We start from the raw sequence: 25,203 nt of genomic DNA on the forward strand, positions 1-25,203 counted from the left end.
GACCATGTCTAGCGGCCCGAGGCCGCGCGCACGGTCCGCGACACGGAACGCGCCGTGAGCGCGTGGCGGTTGCCTCTATCCTTCCGCGCATGGATCTCGACACGTTCCGCAAGCTCGCCCAGGACCGCCGGGTCATCCCCGTGAGCCGCAAGCTCCTGGTGGACGGCGACACCCCGGTCGGCCTCTACCGCAAGCTCGCCGCCGAACGCCCCGGCACCTTCCTTCTGGAGTCCGCCGAGAACGGCCGGAGCTGGTCGCGGTACTCCTTCGTCGGGGTCCGCAGCGCCGCCACCCTCACCGCCCGCGACGGCGAGGCCCACTGGCTCGGCACCCCGCCCGTCGGCGTCCCCACCGACGGCGACCCGCTGGCCGCGCTCCGCGCCACCATCGAGATCCTGCACACCCCCGGCGACCTCGCCGAGGGCCTGCCGCCCTTCACCGGCGGCATGGTCGGCTACCTCGGCTACGACATCGTCCGCCGCCTGGAGAAGGTCGGCGACGGCGGCCGCGACGACCTGCGCGTCCCGGAGCTGACCATGCTCCTCACCTCCGACCTCGCCGTCCTCGACCACTGGGACGGCTCGGTCCTGCTGATCGCCAACGCCATCAACCACAACGACCTCGACACCGGCGTGGACGAGGCGTACGCGGACGCCGTCGCCCGGCTCGACGCCATGGAGGCCGACCTCGCCCGCCCCGTCCCGGCGCCGCCGCTGGCCCTGCCCGAGTCCGAGCTGCCCGCCTTCACCGGCGAGTGGGGCGGCGAGGCGTTCCGGGCCGCCGTCGAGGACATCAAGGAGCGCATCCGGGCCGGGGAGGCGTTCCAGGTCGTCCCCTCCCAGCGGTTCGAGACCCCCTGCACGGCCTCCGCCCTCGACGTGTACCGGGTGCTGCGCGCCACCAACCCCTCGCCGTACATGTACCTCTTCCGCCTCGACGGCTTCGACATCGTCGGCTCCAGCCCGGAGGCGCTGGTCAAGGTCGAGGACGGCCGCGCCATGGTCCACCCCATCGCCGGGACCCGGCCGCGCGGCGCCACCCCCCAGGCCGACCAGGCGCTGGCCGAGGAACTCCTCGCCGACCCCAAGGAGCGTGCCGAGCACCTGATGCTCGTCGACCTCGGCCGCAACGACCTCGGCCGGGTCTGCTCGCCCGGCAGCGTCGAGGTGGTCGACTTCATGTCGGTCGAGAAGTACTCGCACGTCATGCACATCGTCTCGACCGTCACCGGCGAGGTCGCCCCCGGCCGCACCGCCTTCGACGTGCTCACCGCCTGCTTCCCGGCCGGCACCCTCTCCGGCGCGCCCAAGCCCCGCGCCCTGCAGATCATCGACGAGCTGGAGCCGACCCGGCGCGGCCTGTACGGCGGCTGCGTCGGCTACCTCGACTTCGCCGGGAACTCCGACACCGCCATCGCCATCCGCACCGCCCTGCTCCGCGACGGCACCGCCCACGTCCAGGCCGGGGCCGGGGTGGTCGCCGACTCCGACCCGGCCGCCGAGGACACCGAGTGCCGCAACAAGGCCGCCGCCGTCCTGCGCGCGGTGCACACCGCCAACCGGCTGGGTACCTCCTGAGCGGGCCCCGCCCTCATCCGTACGCCCCCGCCCGGTCCGGCGGGGGCGTATGTGAGGGATAGTGGAGGGGTGACTTCAGCCGTACCCCAGCCCCGAACCGAAGCCGCACCGTCCGGCGAGCCCGCCGGACGCCGCGGTGCCCGGCGCAGCCTCGCCCTGGCGCTGCTGCTCGGCGCCGTCGGCGCTGCGGTCTCCCTGCTCGCCACCCGCCAGACCTGGGCGCGCGGCAGCGTCGCGGTGGCCGGCGGCGACTTCCCGCTCACCGCCACCGGCAGCGACGTCACCGGCGTCCCCGCCGCCCTGGCCGTCGTCGGCCTGGCCGCGCTCGTCGCCGTCTTCGCGGTCCGCCGCGCCGGCCGCTACCTGGTCTCCGGCCTCCTCGCCCTCTCCGGCGCCGGCACCGTCGCCGCGGCCCTGCTGGGCGTCGGCGACTCCGCCGCCCTGGACGAGAAGGCCGCCGAGACCAGCGGCGACACCGCCGCCGCCGTCACCGGCCTCACCCACACCGGATGGCCGTACGCGGCCGTCGCCGGCGGCGCCCTGCTGCTCGCCGCCGGACTGCTGGCCCTCTGGTTCGGCCGCCGCTGGCCCGCCATGTCCGGCCGCTACGAGCGGGACGGCTCCCCGCGTGCCCGCAAGGCGGCCCCGCCCGTCGACCCCGACCGGCCCGAGGACCTGTGGAAGGCCCTGGACCGCGGCGAGGACCCGACCCGCGAGAGTTGACCCGGGCCGCGCCGCACCCCGAGCGCGCCGCACCCGCCGCCGTACGGAACAATGAGCGCCGAGACCCGCCGTCACGACGCGGCGCCGGGATCACCCCGTACCCCTTTACAGCAACCGAGGAGCAAGACATGTCGGGCAGCAGCCACGGCCACACTCTGGCCGCATGGACCGGCGTCATCATCTCCTTCATCGGCTTCTGCGTGGCCGGTGTCTTCATGGTGATGGCCAACGTCGTCGGTTTCTGGGCCGGAATGGTCATCACCGTGGCCGGCGCCGTGGTCGGCGGCATCATGCACCTGATGGGCCTCGGCCAGAAGCGGATGGGCCGCGCCGCCGTCGAGCAGAAGACCGCCGGCGCCGCCTGAGCGGCCGCCGCACGCGCAGCGGGGCCCCGCCGGTACGTCCGGCGGGGCTCCCGCGCGTTCCGGCCCGTTCGGCCCAGCGCCGGGCGCGGCACGGTGGGCGCCGGGAGCGGCGCCGGGCCACAATGCCCGCGTGAGCGCTCCCGCCGACCCGGCCGCCCCGCCGCCCACCGCCGACGCCCCGAAGGCCCCCGGGCCCGCCCGCAGGCTCGCCGTGCCCGCCGGGGTGCTGGCCGCCACCGTCGCGGCCTTCGCCTACGTGGGCACCGTCGACCCCAACGAGCCCGGCCACTACCCGGCCTGCCCGCTGCTGACGTACGCCGGGATCTGGTGTCCCGGCTGCGGCGGGCTGCGCAGCGCCCACGCCGTCTGGCACGGCGAGCTGGCCACCGCGCTGACCGCCAACGCCCTCGCCGTCGCCGGGTACGCGCTCCTCGCCGCCGGCTGGCTGGTGTGGGCGGTGTGCGCGGCCCGCGGGCGGCCGTTCCGGCTCGCCTTCGGGCGGGTGCACGCCTGGGCCGCCGGGGTGGTCCTGCTGAGTTTCGGCGTGGCCCGAAACCTTCCCCAAGGGGCGTGGCTGCACCCCTGAACCGCCCCGGCACACCCCCGCTGAGCTGGGGTGCGATCCGGCGGCCCTGTCGCGTGGCCTGTCCACGGGATGGGACCGCGGACAACCGGATGCGCCTCTACCGCCCCCCGGCCGTTACCATCGCAGGTGCCTCCTCCTCCGCGGCGTCATGACCGGACGCGTCCGGATCGGGGCGGGGGGTCACCGAGACCACCAGCACTACCGTCCGGGAAAGGGGGCCGCTCGCGTGAGTGTGCTCGACGAGATCATCGACGGAGTCCGTGCCGACCTCGCGGAGCGGCAGGCGCGGGTCAGCCTCGACGAGCTCAAGGAGCGCGCGGCAGCCGCCCCCCAGGCCCGCGACGGCTACGCCGCGCTGCGCGGCGACGGCGTCAGCGTCATCTGCGAGGTCAAGCGGTCCAGCCCCTCCAAGGGCGCGCTGGCCGCCATCGCCGACCCGGCCGGCCTCGCCGCCGACTACGAGGCGGGCGGTGCCTCCGTCATCTCCGTCCTCACCGAGCAGCGCCGCTTCGGCGGCTCGCTCGCCGACCTGGAGGCGGTCCGCGCCAAGGTCGACATCCCCGTCCTGCGCAAGGACTTCATCGTCACCGCCTACCAGCTGTGGGAGGCCCGCGCGTACGGCGCCGACCTCGCCCTGCTGATCGTCGCCGCCCTCGACCAGCCCGCGCTGGTCTCCCTGATCGAGCGCGCCGAGTCCATCGGGCTCACCCCGCTCGTCGAGGTGCACGACGAGGAGGAGGCCGAGCGCGCCCTGGAGGCCGGCGCCCGCGTCATCGGCGTCAACGCCCGCAACCTCAAGACCCTCAAGGTCGACCGCGACACCTTCGAGCGCGTCGCCCCCGAGATCCCCGCCGACCGCGTCCGGATCGCCGAGTCGGGCGTCCGCGGCCCGCACGACCTCATCGCCTACGCCAACGCCGGCGCCGACGCCGTCCTGGTCGGCGAGTCGCTGGTCACCGGCCGCGACCCGAAGACCGCCGTGGCCGACCTGGTCGCCGCCGGCGCCCACCCGGCACTGCGGCACGGACGGAGCTGACCCGCCGATGCTCCCGGCCCGACCCCGGCGTGCCACGCCGGCCGCCTGCGGACCGCCGCGCCTGATGCGCGGCTGCCGTCCGCGAGGCTGCCGCGCGCCCGCCCGCCGGGTCCACGGGCGCCGGGTGCGGTACGTCATCGGGGACGAGCCCGGACAGGTCAACGGCATGCGATGGTGCCGCTGAGCGACAGCTCAGCGACCGCCCCCTCCTTCCGGCCCCGGCGCATCCGCGCGCCCCGGCCGCCGCGCGCCCTCGCGCGCCCGGAGGCGGTCCCACGCATCCCACCGATCCGTCCGCCTCGCTCAGGAGTTCCGTCATGCCCAGCGAGTACTTCCTTCCCGACCCCGAGGGGCTCAGCCCCGACGCCCGGGGCTACTTCGGCCCCTTCGGCGGCAAGTTCATCCCGGAGGCGCTGGTAGCCGCCGTGGACGAGGTCGCCGTCGAGTACGACAAGGCCAAGTCCGACCCGGCCTTCGCCGCCGAACTGGACGGCCTGCTCGTCCACTACACCGGGCGCCCCAGCCCCCTCACCGAGGTGCGGCGCTTCGCCGAGCACGCCGGGGGAGCCCGGGTCTTCCTCAAGCGCGAGGACCTCAACCACACCGGCTCGCACAAGATCAACAACGTGCTGGGCCAGGCGCTGCTGACCCGCCGTATGGGCAAGACCCGGGTCATCGCCGAGACCGGCGCCGGCCAGCACGGCGTGGCCACCGCCACCGCCTGCGCCCTCTTCGGCCTGGACTGCACCATCTACATGGGCGAGATCGACACCGAGCGCCAGGCGCTCAACGTCGCCCGGATGCGGATGCTCGGCGCCGAGGTGGTCGCCGTGAAGTCCGGCAGCCGCACCCTCAAGGACGCCATCAACGAGGCGTTCCGCGACTGGGTCGCCAACGTCGACTCCACCCACTACCTCTTCGGCACCGTCGCCGGGCCGCACCCCTTCCCCGCCATGGTCCGCGACTTCCACCGGGTCATCGGCGTCGAGGCCCGCCGCCAGGTCCTGGAGCGCGCCGGGCGGCTGCCCGACGCCGCCGTGGCCTGCGTCGGCGGCGGCTCCAACGCCATCGGCCTCTTCCACGCCTTCCTGCCCGACACCGGCGTCCGCCTCATCGGCTGCGAGCCCGCCGGGCACGGCGTGGAGACCGGCGAGCACGCCGCCACCCTCACCGCCGGCGAGCCCGGCATCCTGCACGGTTCCCGCTCCTACGTCCTCCAGGACGAGGAGGGCCAGATCACCGAGCCCTACTCGATCTCCGCCGGGCTCGACTACCCGGGCATCGGCCCCGAGCACGCCCACCTCAAGGACACCGGACGCGGCGAGTACCGGGCCGTCACCGACGCCGCCGCCATGGAGGCGCTGCGGCTGCTGTCGCGCACCGAGGGCATCATCCCGGCCATCGAGAGCGCCCACGCCCTCGCCGGCGCCCTGGACGTGGGCCGGGAACTCGGCCCCGAGGGCGTGATCGTCGTCAACCTCTCCGGACGCGGGGACAAGGACATGGACACCGCCGCCCGGTACTTCGGGCTGTACGACGTGGACGCCGAGGTCGCGGCCGACGAGGAGGGCACCAAGTGAGCGGGAACATCCAGCTGCTGGACGACACCCTGGCCCGGACCCGCGAGGAGGGCCGCGCCGCCCTCATCGCCTACCTCCCGGCCGGGTTCCCCACCGTCGAGGGCTCCATCGAGGCGATCAAGGCCGTCCTCGACGCGGGCGCCGACGTCGTCGAGGTCGGCCTGCCGCACAGCGACCCGGTCCTGGACGGGCCGGTCATCCAGACCGCCGACGACATCGCCCTGCGCGGCGGCCTGAAGATCGCCGACGTGCTCCGCACCGTCCGCGAGGCCCACCAGGCCACCGGCAAGCCCGTCCTCGTCATGACGTACTGGAACCCGGTCGACCGCTACGGCGTCGACCGGTTCGCCCAAGAGCTGGCGGAGGCCGGCGGTGCCGGGTGCATCCTGCCCGACCTGCCGGTGCAGGAGGCGGACCTGTGGCGGGAGCACGCGGCCAAGCACGGGCTCGCCACCGTCTTCGTCGTCGCCCCCAGCAGCCGCGACGCCCGGCTCGCGGAGATCACCGCGGCCGGCTCCGGCTTCGTCTACGCCGCCTCCCTGATGGGCGTCACCGGCACCCGCGACTCCGTCGGCGAGCAGGCCCGCGCCCTGGTGGAGCGGACCCGCGCCGCCGGGAAGCTGCCCGTCTGCGTCGGCATCGGTGTCTCCAGCGCGGCCCAGGCCGCCGAGGTCGCCGAGTTCGCCGACGGCGTCATCGTCGGCTCCGCCTTCGTCAAGCGGATGCTCGACGCCCCCGACGCCGCCGCCGGTGTCGAGGCCGTCCGCGCGCTCGCCGCCGAGCTGGCCGAAGGCGTCCGCCGCACCGGCTGAACCGGCACCCGGCGCGCCGGGGGGTGTTCGTACACCCGGCGCGCCCCTCACCCTTATGGGTGGACCTCGACCCGGACAGGCGCATACGCGCCGGTCTGGGTCGTTTGTCCGGGCGTGAGTGAGACGAACCGTGAGGGAAAGCGTGCCGCCCGCGAGCGGCTGAAGGCCGAGCGCGTCAAGGAAGAGGCGCGGACCAAGCGCCGCCGGGGCCTGGTGGTCGGCGGTGCCGTGGTGGGGGTGCTCGCCCTGGCCGCCGCCGTCGGCGTCATCGCGGCCAACACGGGCAAGAGCGAGAAGCAGGCCGGCCCGGTCGTCGCCCCCAAGGGCGCCACCGGCGAGGACGGCCTCGCCATCCCCGTCGGCGACGCCTCCGCCAAGTCCACCCTGGTCATCTGGGAGGACTTCCGCTGCCCGGCCTGCGCCAACTTCGAGAACGCCTACCGCTCGACCATCCACGAGCTGACCGACAAGGGGCTGCTGAAGGTCGAGTACCACCTCGCCACCCTCATCGACGGCAACATGCGCGGCGAGGGCTCGCACCGCGCCGCCAACGCCGCCGTCTGCGCCCAGGACTCCGGGAAGTTCCCCGAGTACCACGACGTCCTCTTCGCCAACCAGCCGCTGGAGACCGAGGACGACTTCGCCAGCACCGACCGGCTGCTGGAGCTGGCGGGCAAGGTCGACGGACTGGTCACCCCGGAGTTCCGCTCCTGCGTGCGGGACGGCGCGCACGACGCCTGGGTCGCCGAGTCCCACAAGGCGTTCCAGAAGGGCAACTTCCCCGGCACCCCGACCGTGCTGCTCAACGGCAAGAGCGTCTTCGGCGACCAGAAGGACCCGCTGACGCCCGCCAAGCTCAAGCAGCTCGTTCAGGAGAAGGCCGGGGCCTGACCCGGGACCGGAACCCGCGTTCCCCGGCGCCGCACGGGGGACGCGCCGGTCCCGTTATGGAGCCGTTGCCCGGCCGGGGACCCCGTCCCCGCGCCGGGCACGGTAGCGTCGGGTCTTGCCATGGACCTTGCCTATATCCCCAGCCCCTCGCACGGTGTGCTCTACCTGGGCCCCGTACCGTTGCGCGGCTACGCGTTCTGCATCATCATCGGCGTCTTCGTGGCCGTCTGGTACGGCAACCGGAGGTGGGTCGCCCGCGGCGGCCGCTCCGGCACCGTCGCCGACATCGCCGTGTGGGCGGTGCCCTTCGGCCTCGTCGGCGGACGCCTCTACCACGTCATCACCGACTACCAGCTGTACTTCGGTGAGGGCCGCGACTGGGTGGACGCCTTCAAGATCTGGGAGGGCGGCCTCGGCATCTGGGGCGCCATCGCGCTCGGCGCCGTCGGCGCCTGGATCGGCTGCCGCCGCCGAGGCATCCCGCTCCCGGCCTACGCCGACGCCCTCGCCCCCGGCATCGCCCTCGCCCAGGCCATCGGCCGCTGGGGCAACTGGTTCAACCAGGAGCTCTACGGCCGCGCCACCGACCTGCCCTGGGCGGTGAAGATCACCAGCGTCGACGGCGGCCGGGTCCCCGGCACCTACCACCCGACCTTCCTCTACGAGTCGCTGTGGTGCGTCGGCGTCGCCCTCCTGGTCATCTGGGCCGACCGCCGCTTCAAGCTCGGCCACGGCCGCGCCTTCGCCCTGTACGTCGCCGCCTACTGCGCCGGGCGCGCCTGGATCGAGTACATGCGCGTCGACGAGGCCCACCACATCCTCGGCCTGCGGCTCAACGTCTGGACGGCGATCATCGTCTTCGTCCTGGCCGTCGCCTACATCGTGGTCTCCGCCCGGCTGCGCCCCGGCCGCGAGGAGATCGTCGAACCGGCCGCCGCCGAGGACGACGGGATCACCGGCTCCGGCTCCGCCGACGCCGACTCCGCCGACGCCGGGTCCACGGACACCGCCGCCGCCGGCGCGGGCAGCGGCAAGGGCCTCCGCAAGAGCCCGGGCAAGACCGGCAAGGACTGACCCGGCCCGACCTGCCGAAGGCCGCCGCCTCCCCCGGGGAAGCGGCGGCCTCCGCCGTCGTACGGGCCCGCCCGGCTCAGCCCCGGCGCGCCCCCAGCGCCAGCGTGCGCCGGGCCGCCGCGACCACCGCCGCGTCCACGAACCGGCCGTCGGGAAGCGCCTGCGCCCCCGCCTCGGCGGCGGCCGCCGCGACGATCTCCTCGGCCGCCGCGACCTCCGCCGGCAGCGGCAGGTACGCCCGCTCGATCACCGGCAGCTGCCGCGGATGGATCGCCGCCCGCCCCAGGAACCCCAGCGCCCGCCCCCGCGCGCAGGAGGCCGCGAGCCCCGCCTCGTCCCGGACGTCCGGGTGGACCGACTGCACCGGCGCGTCCAGCCCCGCCGCCCGGCACGCCACCACCACCCGGCCGCGCGCCCAGTCCAGCCCCGCCTCCTCCCGCATCCCGAGGTCGGCCCGCAGATCGGCCTCGCCCAGCGCCAGCCCGCGCACCGCCGGATGGGCCCGGGCCACGGCGTAGGCGTGCTCGACGCCGAGCGCCGACTCCAGCAGCGCCCACAGCGGCGGCACCCGGTGCCCGGCGCCCGATCCGTCGGCCTCCCTCGGCAGCGCCGCCAGCTCCGCGTACGCCACCACGTCCCCCGGCGAGGCGACCTTCGGCAGCCGGAGCCCGCCCAGCCCCGGCAGCCCGGCCAGCGCCCGTACGTCCGCCCGGCCCCAGGCGCCGGACAACGGGTTGACCCGGACGTGGACCGGCACCGGCTGCGGCGCCGACAGCAGTTCGGCCGTGGCCCGGCGCGCGTACTCCTTGCGGCCGGGCGCGACCGCGTCCTCCAGGTCGACGAGGACCACGTCCGCGCCCGAGCGGAGCGCCTTCGCGACCGTGTCGGGCCGGTCCCCGGGGGCGTAGAGCCAGGTCAGCCAGGGCTCCGCCGGGCCGGCGCTCATACCGCCCCCGCCGCCCGCAGCGCCGCCACCTCGGCCGGGGCGTACCCGGCCTCGGCCAGCACCGTGTCGGTGTCGGCGCCGTGCGCCCGGCCGCTCCAGCGGATCGCGCCGGGCGTGCCGGTCAGCCGGAACAGCACGTTCTGCATCCGCAGCGGCCCCAGCTCCGGGTCGTCCACCTCGGCGAGGGTGCCCAGCGCCGCGTACTGCGGGTCGGTCATCACCTCCCGCACGTCCTGCACCGGAGCCACGGCCGCCTCCGCCTTGTCGAAGGCGGCCAGCACGTCGTCCCGGGTGTGCCGGGCGATCCACGAGCCGAGCGCCTCGTCCAGCTCGTCGGCGTGCGCTGCCCGGCCCGCGCCGTCCGCGAACCACGGCTCCTTGGCCAGAGCGGGCCGCCCGACCAGAGCCATCACCCGCTCGGCCACCGACTGGGCCGAGGTGGAGACGGCCACCCAGGAACCGTCGGCGGTGCGGTAGGTGTTGCGGGGCGCGTTGTTGACCGAGCGGTTGCCGGTCCGCGGCTGGACGTGGCCGAGCTGGTCGTACCAGAGGGGGTGCGGGCCGAGCGCGGTGAGGATCGGCTCGATCAGGGCGAGGTCCACCACCTGGCCCTCGCCGGTGCGGTCCCGCCCGGCGAGCGCCGCCATCACCGCGTAGGCGCAGGCGATGCCCGCGATCGAGTCGGCGAGGCCGAACGGCGGCAGCGTCGGCGGCCCGTCCGGCTCCCCGGTGATCGCCGCGAAGCCGCTCATCGCCTCCGCGAGCGTCCCGAACCCCGGCCGGTGCGCGTACGGCCCGAACTGGCCGAAGGCCGTCACCCGGGCCAGCACCAGCCGCGGGTTGGCCGCGCTCAGCTCCTCCCAGCCCAGCCCCCACCGCTCCAGGGTGCCGGGCCGGAAGTTCTCCACCACCACGTCGGCACCGGCCGCCAGCCGCAGCAGGGCCTCGCGGCCTCCGTCCGTCCTCAGGTCCAGTGTGAGGGTGCGCTTGTTGCGGCCGAGCAGCTTCCACCACAGGCCCTGGCCGTCCTTGGCCGGGCCGTGGCCGCGCGAGGGGTCGGGGCGGCGCGGGTGCTCGACCTTCACCACGTCCGCCCCGAAGTCCCCGAGCAGGGTGGCGGCGAGCGGACCGGCGAAGAGCGTGGCCAGGTCCAGCACCCGCAGCCCGGTCAGCGGGCCGTGCGCCGTACCCGCCGGCCGCCCCCCGGTCCCCGGCGCCGCCGTCACGAGGCCACCGCCGGGCAGGCCGCGTCGATCTCGGAGCGGTACGGCAGCGAGGCGGCCGCACCCGGCCGGGCCGCCGAGAGCGCGGCCGCCGCCGACGCCCACTCCAGCGCCCGCGCCGTCGGCCTCCCCTCGCAGAGCGCCACCGCGAGCGCGCCCGCGAAGGCGTCCCCGGCGCCCGTCGTGTCCACCGCCGCCGCCTCAGGGGCCGGCACCACCATCGGCTCCCCGCCGCGCGCCGCCCACAGACACCCCGCTGCCCCCAGCGTCACCACCGCCTCGGGGACCAGCTCCAGCAGCGCCCGCACCGACCGGTAGGGCTCGTGCCGTCCGGTCAGCGCCGCCGCCCCGTCCTCGTCCACCACCAACAGGCCGGTAGCCGCGAGCAGTTCGTCCGGCAGCGGGTCCGCCTGCGACGGGGCCAGCACGGTTCGCACCCCGCGTTCGCGGGCGGCCAGCGCCGCACTCGTCACCCCGGACGACGGCGTCCCGGACGACAGGAGCAGCGCGTCCCCGGTGCCGATCAGCGCCACGTCACCCGGGGTCGCCACGGTCAGCGCCGCGTTGGCGCCGGGTACCGCCACCACCGTGGGGGACCCCGCGGCGTCCACGGTGACCTGCGCGGTGCCGCTGGGCCCCGGCACCGTCCGCAGGAGGTCCACGTCGACGCCCTCCCGCACCAGCCCGGCCCGCAGCCGCTCGCCGTACGCGTCGGTGCCCACCGCCCCCGCCACCGAGACCGCCGCTCCCGCGCGGACCGCCGCCACCGCCTGGCGCCCGCCGCTGCCGCCGGGCACCGCGTGGAACTCCCGCCCGGACACGGCCTGTCCGGGGTCGGGCGCCCGCTCCGCGTGGGTGACGAGTTCCATCTGCACACTGCCGAACACCACGATGTGGGTCATACGGTCCTGGCCTCCTGGAGGGTGAGTGCCGCGAGGGTGTCGAAGCCGACGCCGTCGAATCCGGCGACGGCCGTGCTGAGCCGGTTCTTCAGGGGCGTGGTCCACCGCTCGCCCAGCGCGTCCGGGTGCCCGGCGAGCAGCCCGGCCACCGAACCGGCGGTGGCGCCGTTGGAGTCGGTGTCCCAGCCGCCGGAGACCGCCCGGGTCACCGCTCCGGCGAAGGCGCCGCCGGAGTGGGTCAGCGCCGCCGCGACCAGCGCCGCGTTCGGCACCACGTGCACCCAGTGGTACGCCCCGTACTCCTCGTGCAGCCGGTCCACCACCGCATCGAAGTCGCGCTCCACCGAGGCCAGTTCACGGCCGCGCCGGACCGCGCGGGCCAGCCGCGAGTCCGGCGGGACCACGCCGAGCCCCGCGTCGAGGCAGCCGTGCACGTCGCTGCGCCCGCCCGCCGCCTCGGCGATCACCGCCGCCGCGAACATCGCCCCGTAGACGCCGTTGCCGGTGTGGGTGAGGACCGCGTCCCGGTGCGCCTGCCCGGCCGCCCCCGCCGGATCGCCCGGCCGGGTCCAGCCGTGCACGTCGGCCCGGATCTGCGCCCCGATCCACTCGCGGAACGGGTTGCGCCGTCGCGCGGTGTCCGGCGGCTCCACCCCCGACAGCAGATTGCGGTACGCGGCCCGCTCGGCGGTGAAGGTCCGCCCGGCGGGCAGCTCGTCCAGCCAGAGCCGCGCCAGGTCCCCGGTGGTGAACTCCCGCCCGTGGCGCCGGATCAGCATCAGGGCCAGCAGGGCGTGGTCCAGGTCGTCGTCGGGCGGCATCCCGTCGATGTTCTCGGCCAGCGAGGTGGCGGCGCTGCGCCGGTTCCAGGGGTGGGCGCGGGCCAGTCCGGGCGGCAGCCCGCGGGCGGTGAAGTACCCGGTGAGCGGCCAGTTGCCGGTGGCCCGGGCCAGTTCCCGGATCGCGGACAGCTCCAGCTTCTCCACCGGCTTGCCGAGCAGGCACCCCGCCGCCCGCCCCAGCCACGCCGCGTGCAGCCGGTCGCCGAGTCCGGGCGCGACGCGCTCGGGGCCCCACGCGCCGGGCCACAGCGGGCAGGCGGCGCGGATCGCGGGGAAGGCGGTCGGCTCGCGCAGCTCGGTCGAGCGGGGCAACGCGTCGAGCTGGTCCAGGAGTTCGAGGGCGAGCGCCCGCAGCCTCGGCGAGGCCGGCACCGGGGAGGCGCCGCCCCGCTCGGGGACCTCGGGGCCGCCCGCCGCCACCCAGCGGGCCCGTGCCTCGGTGGTGTCGCGGCCCTCCTCGTCGCACTGGCGCAGCTCGTGCCCGATCAGGTCCTCCGGCTGCGTCCAGGTGACCCGCAGCGGCGCGCTCACGCCTGGGGCCCGCCGTCCGCGAGGCCCTCGCCGGCCAGCGCGGCGAACGCCTCGGCCTGTGCCCGGTTCCTGGCCCGGTCCCGGACGAAGATCTCCCGCGCCACCTCGGCCAGCCGGGCGGCCGGGCCGTGCAGGTCGAGCCGGCTCGCCTCGGCGACCTGTTTGGCCCACTCCCCGGGCACCGCCGCCGCCCCGCCGAGGGCGCCCGCGACGGCGCCGCCCATGGTGGCGATCGAGTCGCAGTCCCGCCCGTAGTTGACGGCGCCCAGCACGGTGCGCCGGTAGTCGCCCTCACCCACCACCAGCATGCCGAGCGCGACGGGCAGTTCCTCGATGGCGTGCAGCCGCGAGGGGCGCCGCGCGCCGAGCGAGGGGGCGCGGTAGTCGGCGCCGACCGTGTCGAAGGGGGCGACCGCCCGTCGCAGCGGCACGAGCGCGGTCTCGAAGTCCCGGTGCGCGGCGGCCACTTCGCAGACCGCCTCGATCGCGGCGCGGGTGCCGTCCTTGGCCAGCGCCAGGCAGGTGTCGACCACCGAGGTGACGCTCGCGCCGGGCGCGCAGGCCGCCGCCACCGCCGCCGCGAAGACCCCGGCCGCCTCCCGCCCGTACGAGGACTGGTGCGGTGCCGCCACCTCCAGCGCCTCGGCGTACGCGGCCTCCGGGCGGGCGGCGTTGACCAGCCCGACCGGCGCCATGTACATCGCCGCCCCGCAGTTGACGATGTTGCCCGCGCCCGCCTCACGCGGGTCGACGTGGCCGTAGTGCACCCGGGCCACCAGCCACTTCTCGGCGAGGAAGACCCGCTGGAGCGGCAGCGCCTCCGCCTCCAGCTCCGGGATCCACCGGGGTGCGCCGATCATCCGGGGCACCAGGTGCGCGGCGACGGCGTAGGCGTCGAGGTGGTCGCGGACCTCCTCGTACACCTCGATCAGCAGACGGGTCATCAAGGTGTCGTCGGTGACGTGCCCGTCGCCCTTGTGGTACGGCGCGATGGGCCGGGCGGTGCGCCACTCCTCGTGCCAGGGGCCGACGATGCCGTGGACCCGGCCGCCGTGGCGCAGGCTGATCTGCTCGGGCGTCCAGCCTTCGACGGGGCCGCCCAGCGCGTCGCCGACGGCCGCGCCGAGGAGGCTGCCCGTGATCCGGTCGTCCAGGGTCGATGTGAGCGTCATGCCCGAATCATCCCCCCGGGGTGCCCCCGTCCCCCGGCACGAGCCGCCCGGCGAGTTCCACCAGGTCGGTGCCGGCCAGCCACGGCAGCGCGCACCCCGACAGCGTCCGGCACGCCTGCCGCCAGCTCTCGGGCACGGCCGCCGGGCCACGGAGCGCCCCGGTCAGCGCGCCGGTCAGGGCGGGCGCCGAGTCGGCCACCCGGGAGAGGCAGGCCGCCGCGGGTACCGCCCCGGCGGGCGAGCCGCCGGCCGCCACCGCGAGGGCGAGCGCCACCGGCACCGTCTCGGCGGCGGCGATGCCGTAGCTGTAGACGTGGTCGACGATCCGGTGCTCCAGCAGCGGGACGAGGCCGAAGGCGCCGCCGTCGTCCCGGGCCCGCTCGGCGAGGTGCAGGGCCTGGCGGGCGTTGCGGCCGATCTCGGTGGCGGCGGGCAGCTGGGCGAGGGCGAGCCGGGCCGCCTCCTCGGGGCCGGCTCCGGCGAGGGCGCCCGCCAGGGCCGCCGCCATCGCCCGCGCGCCGTGCACGCCGTCGCCGTCCTGGGTGTAACGGGCGTCGAACTCGGCGAGACCGGCGGCGGCCGCCGGATCACCCGGATGGGCCAGGGCGAGGACACAGGCCCGCACGCAGGCGGCGTCGTCGAAGTAGTGCGGGTTGTCGTGGCCGGTGGCGGGCGGCCCGAGCCCCGCCGCGAGGTTGCCGAGCCCGGCCCGGACCGAGATGCGGGCCCGCAGCGGCAGCACCGCCGACTCGACCTCGGGGGCCTCGGCGGACGCCTCGGCCACCTCGGCGGCGAGCCGGCGCCAGGCGGCGTCGACGGCGGCCCGCACCCCGCCGGGCGCCCCCCACCCGGCCACCAGGGTCAGGGCGGTGAACGCGGCCCACTCGGCGTCGTCGGAGGGGCCGAGCCGGAGCGGTTCGGGCGGCTGGTTGAGGGCGATCGGCACCGGCAGGGTGGTGGTCGCGTTCTCCTCGGCGAAGGTGTCCAGCTCCCGGGTGAGCCGCCGGGTCCAGCGCGGCATCCGGGCCGCCCGGTGCCGGGCGGCGGGCCACCCCGCCGCGTCCCCGGCCGCCAGCCCCAGCAGCATCGCCTCGGCGCGGGCGGCCAGCTCCGGGGCGGCGGGGAGCAGGGTCGCCGAGGGAACGGTGGCGGTCGCCGAGGGCTCGCCGGAGACGGGGACGGGCCCCTCCAGCGGGCTCACCGGCGGGCTCCGGCCGCGTCGAGGCCGGCGGGGGTGTCCACGGCGCACTCCGGCGGGCCGCTCGCGCCGAGCCGCCGCAGCGCCGCCCCGGCCCGCCCGGCCGGGGCCTCCTCGGGCAGGTCGGGGCAGTACCCGGCGGGGGAGTGGCGGGCCGGTTCCTCCGGGTCCGGGGTGAGCAGGTCGGCGACGTCCAGGACGTGCAGGCCCGCCATGGACGGCAGGCAGGAGCCGCGTACCGGGCCGATCCGCGCCGCCCACTCGGCGGGCACCGCGCCCTCCCCGCCCAGCGCCCCGGCGAGGGCCCCCGCGACGGCGGCGGTGGTGTCGGCGTCGCGGCCCATGTTGACGGCGGTCAGCACGGCGGCCGGGAAGACCCCGCGGGCGGCGGCCAGCGCCCCGAAGGCGAGGCCGACCGCCTCGGGGGCGAGGTCGGTCCACGGGTAGCCGCCGATGACGACGGCCGAGCGGACCGCTTTCTCGCCCCGGTCGGCCGCGGCCACCGCCCGCCTCAGGGAGCGCGCGGTCCAGGAGTCGGCGGGGATCACCGACAGGGCGGCGTCGACCACGCCGTCGGTGTGCGTGCCGCCCATCGCCGCGGCGACCCCGGCGGCGACGGCCTGGCCGCCGTAGATGCCCTCCCCGTCGTGGCTGACGGTGCCGTCGACCGCGACCAGCCGGGCCGCCTCCTCGGGGCGGCCCGCCGCGAAGACGCCGAACGGGGCGGCGCGCATCGCCAGCCCGTCGCTCCAGGCGTGCCGGTGCTGGGCGGTGATCGGGGCGGTCAGGCCGCGCCGCAGGTTCTCCAGCGTGCCCCGCTCGCTGAACCCGGCGCCCCGGAACGGGCCCTCGTCCAGGTCGGCGATCCACCGGTGCCAGGCCGCCTCCACCCGGGCGGTGGTCAGCCCCGAGCCGTACCGGGCCAGCAGCAGCCCGGAGAAGATCGCGTACTCGGTGTCGTCGGTCCCGGCCGGGTGCTCGGCGACGTACCCGGTGATGCGGCCCCAGCGGCGGCGGATCTCGGAGGGCTTGAGGTTCTCGGCGGGGGCGCCCAGCGCGTCGCCGACGGCGAGTCCGAGCAGGGCGCCCCGGCCGCGTGCGCGCAGGGCGGCGGGGAGCGGGAGGGTCGGGCGGGTCGGTGCCATCGCGGGCCTCTCTCGGACGGGCCGCGCGGACTCGGGGAGCGGGCGCGCGGAACGCGGGCTTCGTGGCCTTCGGGCGATGTCTGCCACGCGGGCGGTCCGACTGCCGCGCCGGAGACCGTTTTGTCACTCCTTCGACACCCTCCCAGGGGTGCGTACGGCCGGTCACCGGCTGCTCGCCGAGCGTGCGAAAGCGCAGGTAAGTACGGCCTTCCTTGCTGGCAGCGGCCGGTTTGGGGGCGTACTTTCGCACCCGTGAGGGCCGGGTCGCGAACAGCGCGTCCGGCCGGCGAGAGAGGGGCTCACGGCAGTGGCGTTCATCGACAACGAGGCACCGCTCCACGGGGCGCACCGGGACAACCACACCCACCGCGACGTCAACGGCGGCTGGCTGCGTCCCGCGGTGTTCGGCGCGATGGACGGCCTGGTCTCCAACCTCGCGCTGATCACCGGGGTCGCGGGCGGCTCGGTGGCGCAGCAGACGATCGTGCTGACCGGCCTCGCGGGGCTCGCGGCGGGCGCCTTCTCGATGGCCGCGGGGGAGTACACCTCGGTCGCCTCCCAGCGGGAGCTGGTCCAGGCGGAGGTGGCGGTGGAACGCCGTGAGCTGCGCAGGCACCCCCGCGACGAGGAGGCGGAACTGGCCGAGCTGTACGTCTCGCGCGGCGTCGAGCCGAAGCTCGCCCGCGAGGTGGCGCGGCAGCTGTCGGCCGACCCCGAGCAGGCGCTGGAGATACACGCCCGTGAGGAGCTGGGCGTCGACCCGGGCGACCTGCCCTCGCCGGTGGTGGCCGCCGTCTCCTCGTTCGGGGCGTTCGCGGTCGGCGCGCTGCTGCCGGTCCTGCCCTACCTGCTGGGCGCGCACGCGCTGTGGCCGTCGGTGGCCCTCGCGCTGGCCGGGCTGTTCGGCTGCGGGGCGTTGGTGGCGCGGGTGACGGCGCGCAGCTGGTGGTTCAGCGGGTTGCGGCAGTTGGCCCTGGGCGGTGCCGCCGCCGGTGTGACGTACCTCCTTGGCAGCCTTTTCGGCGCGAGCCTAGGATGATGGCTATGCAGGGGACCGCATAATATTTCGTTACCCGGCGGTTTCAATTGTTTGACGACGGGGCATGAGCCGTACGCGCCGCGGGCAACGAAGCCCCTCGCAGCCGGACCGAGGCGTCGCACCGCCGCGCGGGTCCCTCCCCGGACGCCCACCCCCGGCGTCCCGCATGCTGGAACGTGTTATCCGTTTACCGAGATGCGCTTCATCATGTAACTTGCTGGAAATTTCGCAGAGGGCCAACGTCGTCCCTCGGCACCTTGCATATGCCACTGACGACGACGGGAGAGCCGATGCGTACGCCGCGCCAGCCGTCCCAGGCTTCCGTGAACTCGGCCACCACCGAGTCCGCCTGGTCCCACATGGACGCTCGCCCTGCCCAGCAGGGCCTCTACGACCCGCGCAACGAGCACGACGCCTGCGGCGTCGGCTTCGTGGCCACGCTCACCGGTGAGCCGAGCCACACGCTGGTCGACCAGGCACTCACCGTTCTGCGGAACCTGGAACACCGCGGCGCCACCGGCTCCGAGCCCGACTCCGGCGACGGCGCGGGCATCCTCACCCAGGTCCCCGACGCCTTCCTCCGCGAGACCGCCGGCTTCGACCTCCCCGAGGCCGGCGCCTACGCCGTCGGCATCGCCTTCCTCCCCGAGGCCGGCACCGAGGAGGCCGCGGCCCGCATCGACGCCCTCGCCGCCGAGGAGGGCCTGACCGTCCTCGGCTGGCGCGAGGTCCCCGTCGCCCCCGCCCTGCTCGGCGCCACCGCCCGCGCCACCATGCCCGCCTTCCGGCAGCTCTTCGTCGCCGCCGAGAACGCCACCGGCATCGCGCTGGACCGCCTCGCCTTCGTGCTGCGCAAGCGCGCCGAGCGCGAGGCCGGCGTCTACTTCCCCTCGCTCTCCTCGCGGACCCTCGTCTACAAGGGCATGCTGACCACCGGCCAGCTGGAGCCGTTCTTCCCGGACCTCTCCGACCGCCGCTTCGCCAGCGCCATCGCCCTGGTCCACTCGCGGTTCTCCACCAACACCTTCCCGAGCTGGCCGCTCGCCCACCCGTACCGCTTCGTCGCCCACAACGGCGAGATCAACACGGTCAAGGGCAACCGCAACTGGATGCGCGCCCGCGAGTCCCAGCTCGCCTCGGAACTCTTCGGCGGCGGCGACAAGGACCTCTCCCGGGTCTTCCCCGTCTGCACCCCGGACGCCTCCGACTCCGCCTCCTTCGACGAGGTCCTCGAACTCCTCCACCTCGGCGGCCGCTCGCTCCCGCACAGCGTGCTCATGATGATCCCCGAGGCCTGGGAGAACCACGCCTCCATGGACGCCTCCCGGCGGGCGTTCTACCAGTACCACGCGGCGATGATGGAGCCCTGGGACGGCCCGGCCTGCGTCACCTTCACCGACGGCACCCAGGTCGGCGCGGTCCTCGACCGCAACGGCCTGCGCCCCGGCCGCTACTGGGTCACCGACGACGGACTCGTCGTCCTCGGCTCCGAGGTCGGCGTCCTCGACATCGACCCCGCCAAGGTCGTCCGCAAGGGCCGCCTCCAGCCCGGCCGCATGTTCCTCGTCGACACCGCCGAGCACCGCATCATCGAGGACGACGAGATCAAGGGCACGCTCGCCACCGAGCAGCCCTACGAGGAGTGGCTCGAGACCGGCACCATCGAGCTGCACGACCTGCCCGAGCGCGAGCACATCGTCCACACCCACGCCTCGGTCACCCGCCGCCAGCAGACCTTCGGGTACACCGAGGAGGAGCTGCGCGTCATCCTCGCGCCGATGGCCAAGGCCGGCGCCGAGCCGATCGGCTCCATGGGCACCGACACGCCCATCGCCGCGCTCTCCAAGCGCCCCCGGCTGCTCTTCGACTACTTCACCCAGCTGTTCGCGCAGGTCACCAACCCGCCGCTGGACGCCATCCGCGAAGAGCTGGTCACCTCGCTGTACTCGACGCTCGGCCCGCAGGGCAACCTGCTGGAGCCCACCGCGGCCTCCTGTCGCTCCGTCACCCTGCCGTTCCCGGTCATCGACAACGACGAGCTGGCCAAGCTCGTCCACATCAACGCCGACGGCGACATGCCCGGCATGAAGGCCGTCACCCTCTCCGGGCTCTACCGCGTCTCCGGCGGCGGCGAGGCCCTCGCCGAGCGCATCGAGGAGATCCGCGCCGAGGCCGACGCCGCCATCGAGGCCGGCGCCCGCCTCATCGTCCTCTCCGACCGGCACTCCGACGCCGAGCACGCGCCGATCCCCTCGCTGCTGCTCACCGCCGCCGTCCACCACCACCTCATCGGCACCAAGCAGCGCACCCAGGTCGGGCTGCTCGTCGAGGCCGGGGACGTCCGCGAGGTCCACCACGTCGCGCTGCTCATCGGCTACGGCGCCGCCGCGGTCAACCCCTACCTCGCCATGGAGTCCGTCGAGGACCTCGTCCGGGCCGGCACCTTCCTGCCCGGCATCGAGGCCGAGACCGCCATCCGCAACCTCATCCACGCCCTGGGCAAGGGCGTGCTGAAGGTCATGTCGAAGATGGGCATCTCCACCGTCGCCTCCTACCGCGGCGCCCAGGTCTTCGAAGCGGTCGGCCTCAAGGACGACTTCGTCCGCACCTACTTCTCCGGCACCACCTCCAAGATCGGCGGCGTCGGCATCGACGTCGTCGCCCGCGAGGTCGCCGCCCGCCACGCCAAGGCCTACCCGGCCACCGGCATCGCCCGCGCCCACCGCGCGCTGGAGATCGGCGGCGAGTACCAGTGGCGCCGCGAGGGCGAGCCGCACCTCTTCGACCCGGACACCGTCTTCCGCCTCCAGCACGCCACCCGCAACCGGCGCTACGACATCTTCAAGCAGTACACCGGCCGGGTGAACGAGCAGTCCGAGCGGCTCATGACGCTCCGCGGGCTCTTCGGCATCACGAGCGACCGACCCTCGGTCCCCGTCGAGGAGGTCGAGCCGGTCTCCGAGATCGTCAAGCGCTTCTCCACCGGCGCCATGTCGTACGGCTCCATCTCCCAGGAGGCGCACGAGACCCTCGCCATCGCCATGAACCAGCTGGGCGGCAAGTCCAACACCGGTGAGGGCGGCGAGGACGCCGAGCGGCTCTACGACCCCGCCCGCCGCTCCGCCATCAAGCAGGTCGCCTCCGGCCGCTTCGGCGTCACCAGCGAGTACCTGGTCAACGCCGACGACATCCAGATCAAGATGGCCCAGGGCGCCAAGCCCGGCGAGGGCGGCCAGCTCCCCGGCCACAAGGTCTACCCGTGGGTCGCCAAGACCCGGCACTCCACGCCCGGCGTCGGCCTCATCTCGCCGCCCCCGCACCACGACATCTACTCCATCGAGGATCTCGCCCAGCTGATCCACGACCTGAAGAACGCCAACCCGCAGGCCCGCATCCACGTGAAGCTGGTCTCCGAGGTCGGCGTCGGCACCGTCGCCGCCGGTGTCTCCAAGGCCCACGCCGACGTCGTGCTGGTCTCCGGCCACGACGGCGGCACCGGCGCCTCCCCGCTGACCTCCCTCAAGCACGCGGGCGGTCCCTGGGAGCTGGGCCTGGCCGAGACCCAGCAGACGCTGCTCCTCAACGGCCTGCGCGACCGCATCGTCGTGCAGACCGACGGCCAGCTCAAGACCGGCCGCGACGTGGTCGTCGCCGCCCTGCTGGGCGCCGAGGAGTTCGGCTTCGCCACCGCGCCGCTGGTCGTCTCCGGCTGCGTCATGATGCGCGTCTGCCACCTGGACACCTGCCCGGTCGGCATCGCCACCCAGAACCCGGTGCTGCGCGAGCGGTTCTCCGGCAAGGCCGAGTTCATCGTCAACTTCTTCGAGTTCATCGCCGAAGAGGTCCGCGAACTCCTCGCCGAACTGGGCTTCCGCTCCATCGAGGAGGCCGTCGGCCACGCCGAACTCCTCGACACCGAGCGGGCCGTCGCCCACTGGAAGGCCGAGGGCCTGGACCTGGAGCCGCTCTTCCACGTCCCCGACCTGCCCGAAGGCGCCGTCCGCCACCAGATCACCACCCAGGACCACGGCCTGGAGAAGGCGCTCGACAACGAGCTGATCAAGCTCGCCGCCGACGCCCTCGCCGCGCACACCGCCGAGGACGCCCAGCCGGTCCGCGCCCAGGTCGCCATCCGCAACATCAACCGCACCGTCGGCACCATGCTCGGCCACGAGGTGACGAAGAAGTTCGGCGGCGCCGGCCTGCCCGACGACACCATCGACCTCACCTTCACCGGCTCCGCCGGCCAGTCCTTCGGCGCCTTCGTCCCGCGCGGCGTCACCCTGCGCCTGGAGGGCGATGCCAACGACTACGTCGGCAAGGGCCTCTCCGGCGGCCGCATCGTGGTCCGCCCCGACCGCGCCGCCGACCACCTCGCCGAGTACTCGACCATCGCCGGTAACACCATCGGCTACGGCGCCACCGGCGGCGAGATCTACCTGCGCGGCCGGACCGGCGAGCGGTTCTGCGTCCGCAACTCCGGCGCCACCGTCGTCTCCGAGGGCGTCGGCGACCACGGCTGCGAGTACATGACCGGCGGCCACGCCGTGGTCCTCGGCGAGACCGGCCGCAACTTCGCGGCCGGCATGTCCGGCGGTATCGCCTACGTCATCGACCTCGACCCCGACCGGGTCAACGCGGGCAACGCCGCGGCCGTCGAGGGGCTGGACGACACCGACCGCCAGTGGCTGCACGACGTGGTGCGCCGCCACCAGGAGGAGACCGGCTCCACCGTCGCCGGGAAGCTCCTCGCCGACTGGGAGAACGCGCTGACCCGCTTCAGCAAGATCATCCCGACCACGTACAAGGCAGTGCTCGCCGCCAAGGACGCCGCCGAGCTGGCCGGTCTGACCGAGACCGAGACCACCGAGAAGATGATGGAGGCGGCGACCCATGGCTGACCCGAAGGGCTTTCTCACCACCGGCCGCGAGGTCGCGCAGTCCCGTCCCGTCGAGGAGCGGGTCCGCGACTTCAAGGAGGTCTACGTCCCCGGCTCCCTGCTGCCGATCATCTCCAAGCAGGCGTCCAGGTGCATGGACTGCGGCATCCCGTTCTGCCACAACGGCTGCCCGCTCGGGAACCTCATCCCCGAGTGGAACGACTACGCCTACCGCGAGGACTGGCAGGCCGCCGGCGAGCGGCTGCACGCGACCAACAACTTCCCGGAGTTCACCGGCCGCCTCTGCCCCGCCCCCTGCGAGTCGGCGTGCGTGCTCGGCATCAACCAGCCGGCCGTCACCATCAAGAACGTCGAAGTCTCGATCATCGACAAGGCGTGGGAGACCGGCAACGTCCTCCCGCAGGCCCCCGAGCGGCTCTCCGGCAAGACCGTCGCCGTGATCGGCTCCGGCCCGGCCGGACTCGCCGCCGCCCAGCAGCTCACCCGCGCCGGGCACACCGTCGCCGTCTACGAGCGCGCCGACCGGGTCGGCGGACTCCTGCGGTACGGCATCCCCGAGTTCAAGATGGAGAAGCGGCACATCAACCGCCGCATAGAGCAGATGCGCGCGGAGGGCACCAAGTTCCGCACCGGCGTGGAGATCGGCCGCGACCTGCCCGCCGACGCCCTGCGCCGCCGCTACGACGCGGTGGTCGTCGCCGCCGGCGCCACCACCGCCCGCGACCTGCCCGTCCCCGGCCGCGAGCTGAACGGCATCCACCAGGCGATGGAGTACCTGCCGCTCTCCAACAAGGTGCAGGAGGGCGACTACGTCACCCCGCCGATCACCGCCGAGGGCAAGCACGTCGTCGTCATCGGCGGCGGCGACACCGGCGCCGACTGCGTGGGCACCGCCCACCGCCAGGGCGCGGCCTCCGTCACCCAGCTGGAGATCATGCCCCGCCCGGGCGAGGAGCGGAACCCGGGCCAGCCCTGGCCGACCTTCCCCATGCTCTACAAGGTCACCTCGGCCCACGAGGAGGGCGGCGAGCGGGTCTACTCCGTCTCCACCACCCACTTCGAGGGCGACGAGGAGGGCAACGTCCAGTGGCTCCACCTCGCCGAGGTCGAGTTCAAGGACGGCAAGCTGGAACAGAAGCCCGGCACCGAGCGGAAGATCCCGGCCCAGCTGGTCACCCTCGCCATGGGCTTCACCGGCACCGACCAGGAGAACGGCCTCGTCTCCCAGTTCGGCCTGGAGCTGGACGCCCGCGGCAACATCGCCCGGGACGACCACTACGAGACCAACGTCCCCGGCGTTTTCGTCGCCGGCGACGCCGGCCGTGGCCAGTCGCTGATCGTCTGGGCCATCGCCGAGGGCCGCTCCGCCGCCCGCGGCGTGGACCGCTTCCTCACCGGCGCCAGCTCCCTGCACGCCCCGATCCGCCCGACCGACCGGTCGCTGACCGTCTGACCGGCCCGAGCGCGGACCGGCCCCCGCCGCCACCCCGGCGACGGGGGCCGGATAGCCTCCCCCAGGCACCCCTCGCGGTGCCCCCACCTGTTCCGTACAAAGGCGTGCGGATCTGAACGCGGCGCCCGCCCGTCCCCGACCGGACACCTGGCGGGCGCCGCGCTTTCGCGTCTCACCCGGGAAGGTGGAAGCGCTCCCCGTAGATCTCCCAGGTCAGCGGCGTCGACAGGGAGAGGTTGCCGTTCCGCAGGAAGACCCGCTGCGCGGAGTCGACGCGCGAGGTGTCCCGCTGGAACCGCTTCCCCTCCCGGATCACCGCCCGCCGCGCGTCGAGGAACGCCTCCAGGTACGCCCGCTCGTCGCCGCCCGCCGCCTTCGTCTCCGCCTTCTCCAGCGCGGCCGCGCGGATGCCGTAGAAGCTGTCGGCGCCCTTGCCGGGGCCGTGCAGCAGCATCGCGTCGTAGTAGACGAACTGGCCGAGCGTGCCCAGGCCGTCGATCTTCGCCATCCGCACCGCCGGGTCGAAGTACCGCTCGTCCCGCTCCCGCTCCTGCGCCTTGCGGAACGCCGGGACCTCCGCCTCGGCCTCCCACGCCTCGGGGAAGCCCTCCAGCCCCTCCAGGGAGTCCGAGCCGTCCACCTCGCGCAGCGCCGGCAGGTACGCGGCCAGGCCGTTGTCCGGGTGGGCCTCGCTGTACCGCTCGACCAGGCCCAGCAGGTCGTGGGTGCCGGTGCAGAAACCGGCGATGCCGGCCGTGTAGCCGCGCCCGTCCTGAAGGTCCTCGATGTAGCCGTAGAGGGTGCGCCACTTCAGCGTCGAGTTGTCGGCGCTCGCCGCCAGCTGGAGCGCCAGCTCCTTCTTCCCGGGCGCGGCGAGACCGGCGGGCATCTTCGCGATGCGCTCCTCGGTCTCCCGGTCGGCGTCGTCCGGGCCGCCGTCCCGGCCGCTCTCCGCCGCACCGTCCGCGGCGGCCGAGGACGAGGGGCCCGACTCGCCGGGTACCCGGTCCGCCTCGGGGTCCGGACCGAGGAGGAAGACGGCCGCCGTCGCCAGCGGGGCGAGGGCCAGCAGCACACAACCAACACGCTTCATTCGCCCAAGCGTACGGACCTTCACCCGCCCCTCCGGCCGCCCCGGGTGATCTTGACCGATCCGGTACGCGCCCCCCTCCCGGGCCTGCTCACGGCCTCCCGCCCCGCTCGCGGC

21 protein-coding genes are annotated in these 25,203 nt (G+C 74.9%); 13 read left to right on the plus strand and 8 right to left on the minus strand.

The window, feature by feature from the left end:
- Nucleotides 1-89 precede the first annotated feature (89 nt).
- From IF45_RS0126155 to lgt, 10 genes are all read left to right on the plus strand, one after another.
- A complete protein-coding gene (locus IF45_RS0126155) occupies nucleotides 90-1,577 on the plus strand; it encodes an anthranilate synthase component I (protein WP_030309892.1) in 1,488 nt (495 codons plus the stop codon).
- Nucleotides 1,578-1,646: 69 nt separating this feature from the next.
- Nucleotides 1,647-2,300, plus strand: coding sequence for a TIGR02234 family membrane protein (locus IF45_RS0126160; protein WP_003947540.1), 654 nt, complete (start codon nucleotides 1,647-1,649; stop codon nucleotides 2,298-2,300).
- 128 nt (nucleotides 2,301-2,428) lie between these two features.
- Nucleotides 2,429-2,665, plus strand: coding sequence for an HGxxPAAW family protein (locus IF45_RS0126165; protein ID WP_008408753.1), 237 nt, complete (start codon nucleotides 2,429-2,431; stop codon nucleotides 2,663-2,665).
- 130 nt (nucleotides 2,666-2,795) lie between these two features.
- Nucleotides 2,796-3,251 (plus strand): DUF2752 domain-containing protein, encoded by a 456-nt coding sequence (locus IF45_RS0126170; RefSeq protein WP_030309895.1) that lies wholly within the window; start codon nucleotides 2,796-2,798, stop codon nucleotides 3,249-3,251.
- A gap of 226 nt (nucleotides 3,252-3,477) precedes the next feature.
- Nucleotides 3,478-4,287, plus strand: coding sequence for an indole-3-glycerol phosphate synthase TrpC (gene trpC / locus IF45_RS0126175; RefSeq protein WP_008413445.1), 810 nt, complete (start codon nucleotides 3,478-3,480; stop codon nucleotides 4,285-4,287).
- A 7-nt stretch (nucleotides 4,288-4,294) separates the two neighbouring features.
- Nucleotides 4,295-4,471, plus strand: coding sequence for a tryptophan biosynthesis modulator TrpM (gene trpM / locus IF45_RS34470; RefSeq protein ID WP_086014540.1), 177 nt, complete (start codon nucleotides 4,295-4,297; stop codon nucleotides 4,469-4,471).
- 133 nt (nucleotides 4,472-4,604) lie between these two features.
- Entirely contained in the window at nucleotides 4,605-5,867 is a 1,263-nt protein-coding gene (trpB, locus tag IF45_RS0126180) for a tryptophan synthase subunit beta (RefSeq protein ID WP_003947536.1), read from the plus strand.
- Nucleotides 5,864-6,679 carry a tryptophan synthase subunit alpha gene (gene trpA / locus IF45_RS0126185; protein ID WP_003947535.1) on the plus strand — a complete coding sequence of 272 codons (816 nt, stop codon included), beginning with the start codon at nucleotides 5,864-5,866 and terminating at the stop codon, nucleotides 6,677-6,679. The genes trpB and trpA overlap by 4 nt, the downstream gene beginning before the upstream one ends.
- Nucleotides 6,680-6,793: 114 nt before the next feature.
- Nucleotides 6,794-7,570 carry a DsbA family protein gene (locus tag IF45_RS0126190; RefSeq protein WP_003947534.1) on the plus strand — a complete coding sequence of 259 codons (777 nt, stop codon included), beginning with the start codon at nucleotides 6,794-6,796 and terminating at the stop codon, nucleotides 7,568-7,570.
- 120 nt (nucleotides 7,571-7,690) lie between these two features.
- Nucleotides 7,691-8,644, plus strand: coding sequence for a prolipoprotein diacylglyceryl transferase (lgt, locus tag IF45_RS0126195; protein WP_003947533.1), 954 nt, complete (start codon nucleotides 7,691-7,693; stop codon nucleotides 8,642-8,644).
- Between the two features lie 76 nt (nucleotides 8,645-8,720).
- On the opposite strand, the gene IF45_RS0126200 is transcribed toward lgt, so the two are convergent.
- The 7 genes from IF45_RS0126200 to IF45_RS0126230 are packed head-to-tail and all read right to left on the minus strand — an operon-like array spanning nucleotide 8,721 to nucleotide 16,603.
- Entirely contained in the window at nucleotides 8,721-9,590 is an 870-nt protein-coding gene (locus tag IF45_RS0126200; RefSeq protein WP_018470573.1) for an HpcH/HpaI aldolase/citrate lyase family protein, read from the minus strand.
- Complete coding sequence (locus IF45_RS0126205; protein WP_030309897.1) at nucleotides 9,587-10,816, minus strand: CaiB/BaiF CoA transferase family protein; 1,230 nt, start codon at nucleotides 10,814-10,816, stop codon at nucleotides 9,587-9,589. Before IF45_RS0126205 ends, IF45_RS0126200 begins: the two co-directional genes overlap by 4 nt.
- Complete coding sequence (locus IF45_RS0126210) at nucleotides 10,813-11,715, minus strand: PfkB family carbohydrate kinase (RefSeq protein WP_030309899.1); 903 nt, start codon at nucleotides 11,713-11,715, stop codon at nucleotides 10,813-10,815. Before IF45_RS0126210 ends, IF45_RS0126205 begins: the two co-directional genes overlap by 4 nt.
- Entirely contained in the window at nucleotides 11,712-13,088 is a 1,377-nt protein-coding gene (locus IF45_RS0126215; protein ID WP_030309901.1) for an ADP-ribosylglycohydrolase family protein, read from the minus strand. The genes IF45_RS0126210 and IF45_RS0126215 overlap by 4 nt, the downstream gene beginning before the upstream one ends.
- A complete protein-coding gene (locus tag IF45_RS0126220; RefSeq protein ID WP_030309903.1) occupies nucleotides 13,085-14,260 on the minus strand; it encodes an ADP-ribosylglycohydrolase family protein in 1,176 nt (391 codons plus the stop codon). The genes IF45_RS0126215 and IF45_RS0126220 overlap by 4 nt, the downstream gene beginning before the upstream one ends.
- A 7-nt stretch (nucleotides 14,261-14,267) precedes the next feature.
- A complete protein-coding gene (locus tag IF45_RS0126225) occupies nucleotides 14,268-15,461 on the minus strand; it encodes an ADP-ribosylglycohydrolase family protein (protein ID WP_030309905.1) in 1,194 nt (397 codons plus the stop codon).
- The gene (locus tag IF45_RS0126230) at nucleotides 15,458-16,603 is read right to left on the minus strand and encodes an ADP-ribosylglycohydrolase family protein (protein WP_030309907.1); all 1,146 of its coding nucleotides are present in this window, start codon (nucleotides 16,601-16,603) and stop codon (nucleotides 15,458-15,460) included. Before IF45_RS0126230 ends, IF45_RS0126225 begins: the two co-directional genes overlap by 4 nt.
- Nucleotides 16,604-16,910: 307 nt before the next feature.
- Between IF45_RS0126230 and IF45_RS0126235 the strand changes: the two genes are divergently transcribed.
- From IF45_RS0126235 to IF45_RS0126245, 3 genes are all read left to right on the plus strand, one after another.
- Complete coding sequence (locus tag IF45_RS0126235; RefSeq protein WP_003947524.1) at nucleotides 16,911-17,642, plus strand: VIT1/CCC1 transporter family protein; 732 nt, start codon at nucleotides 16,911-16,913, stop codon at nucleotides 17,640-17,642.
- Nucleotides 17,643-17,932: 290 nt separating this feature from the next.
- Nucleotides 17,933-22,543, plus strand: coding sequence for a glutamate synthase large subunit (gene gltB, locus IF45_RS0126240; protein WP_030309911.1), 4,611 nt, complete (start codon nucleotides 17,933-17,935; stop codon nucleotides 22,541-22,543).
- Nucleotides 22,536-23,996 (plus strand): glutamate synthase subunit beta, encoded by a 1,461-nt coding sequence (locus tag IF45_RS0126245; protein WP_003947522.1) that lies wholly within the window; start codon nucleotides 22,536-22,538, stop codon nucleotides 23,994-23,996. The genes gltB and IF45_RS0126245 overlap by 8 nt, the downstream gene beginning before the upstream one ends.
- A 172-nt stretch (nucleotides 23,997-24,168) precedes the next feature.
- Here IF45_RS0126245 and IF45_RS0126250 read toward each other — a convergent pair whose 3' ends face one another.
- Entirely contained in the window at nucleotides 24,169-25,089 is a 921-nt protein-coding gene (locus IF45_RS0126250; protein WP_030309913.1) for a chitosanase, read from the minus strand.
- Between the last annotated feature and the right edge of the window lie 114 nt (nucleotides 25,090-25,203).

It is taken from the genome of Streptomyces albidoflavus (assembly GCF_000719955.1).
In the GTDB taxonomy this organism is placed as follows: Bacteria; Actinomycetota; Actinomycetes; order Streptomycetales; family Streptomycetaceae; genus Streptomyces; species Streptomyces albidoflavus.

What these genes read in the sequence shown, in the direction of transcription:
- trpB (WP_003947536.1), top strand. Translation starts at nt 4,605, where the DNA reads ATGCCCAGCGAGTACTTCCTTCCCGACCCCGAGGGGCTCAGCCCCGAC.
- IF45_RS0126200 (WP_018470573.1), bottom strand. Translation starts at nt 9,590, where the DNA reads ATGAGCGCCGGCCCGGCGGAGCCCTGGCTGACCTGGCTCTACGCCCCC.
- IF45_RS0126155 (WP_030309892.1), top strand. Translation starts at nt 90, where the DNA reads ATGGATCTCGACACGTTCCGCAAGCTCGCCCAGGACCGCCGGGTCATC.
- IF45_RS0126220 (WP_030309903.1), bottom strand. Translation starts at nt 14,260, where the DNA reads ATGACGCTCACATCGACCCTGGACGACCGGATCACGGGCAGCCTCCTC.
- IF45_RS0126165 (WP_008408753.1), top strand. Translation starts at nt 2,429, where the DNA reads ATGTCGGGCAGCAGCCACGGCCACACTCTGGCCGCATGGACCGGCGTC.
- IF45_RS0126245 (WP_003947522.1), top strand. Translation starts at nt 22,536, where the DNA reads ATGGCTGACCCGAAGGGCTTTCTCACCACCGGCCGCGAGGTCGCGCAG.
- trpM (WP_086014540.1), top strand. Translation starts at nt 4,295, where the DNA reads ATGCTCCCGGCCCGACCCCGGCGTGCCACGCCGGCCGCCTGCGGACCG.
- lgt (WP_003947533.1), top strand. Translation starts at nt 7,691, where the DNA reads ATGGACCTTGCCTATATCCCCAGCCCCTCGCACGGTGTGCTCTACCTG.
- IF45_RS0126210 (WP_030309899.1), bottom strand. Translation starts at nt 11,715, where the DNA reads ATGACCCACATCGTGGTGTTCGGCAGTGTGCAGATGGAACTCGTCACC.
- IF45_RS0126250 (WP_030309913.1), bottom strand. Translation starts at nt 25,089, where the DNA reads ATGAAGCGTGTTGGTTGTGTGCTGCTGGCCCTCGCCCCGCTGGCGACG.
- IF45_RS0126230 (WP_030309907.1), bottom strand. Translation starts at nt 16,603, where the DNA reads ATGGCACCGACCCGCCCGACCCTCCCGCTCCCCGCCGCCCTGCGCGCA.
- gltB (WP_030309911.1), top strand. Translation starts at nt 17,933, where the DNA reads ATGCGTACGCCGCGCCAGCCGTCCCAGGCTTCCGTGAACTCGGCCACC.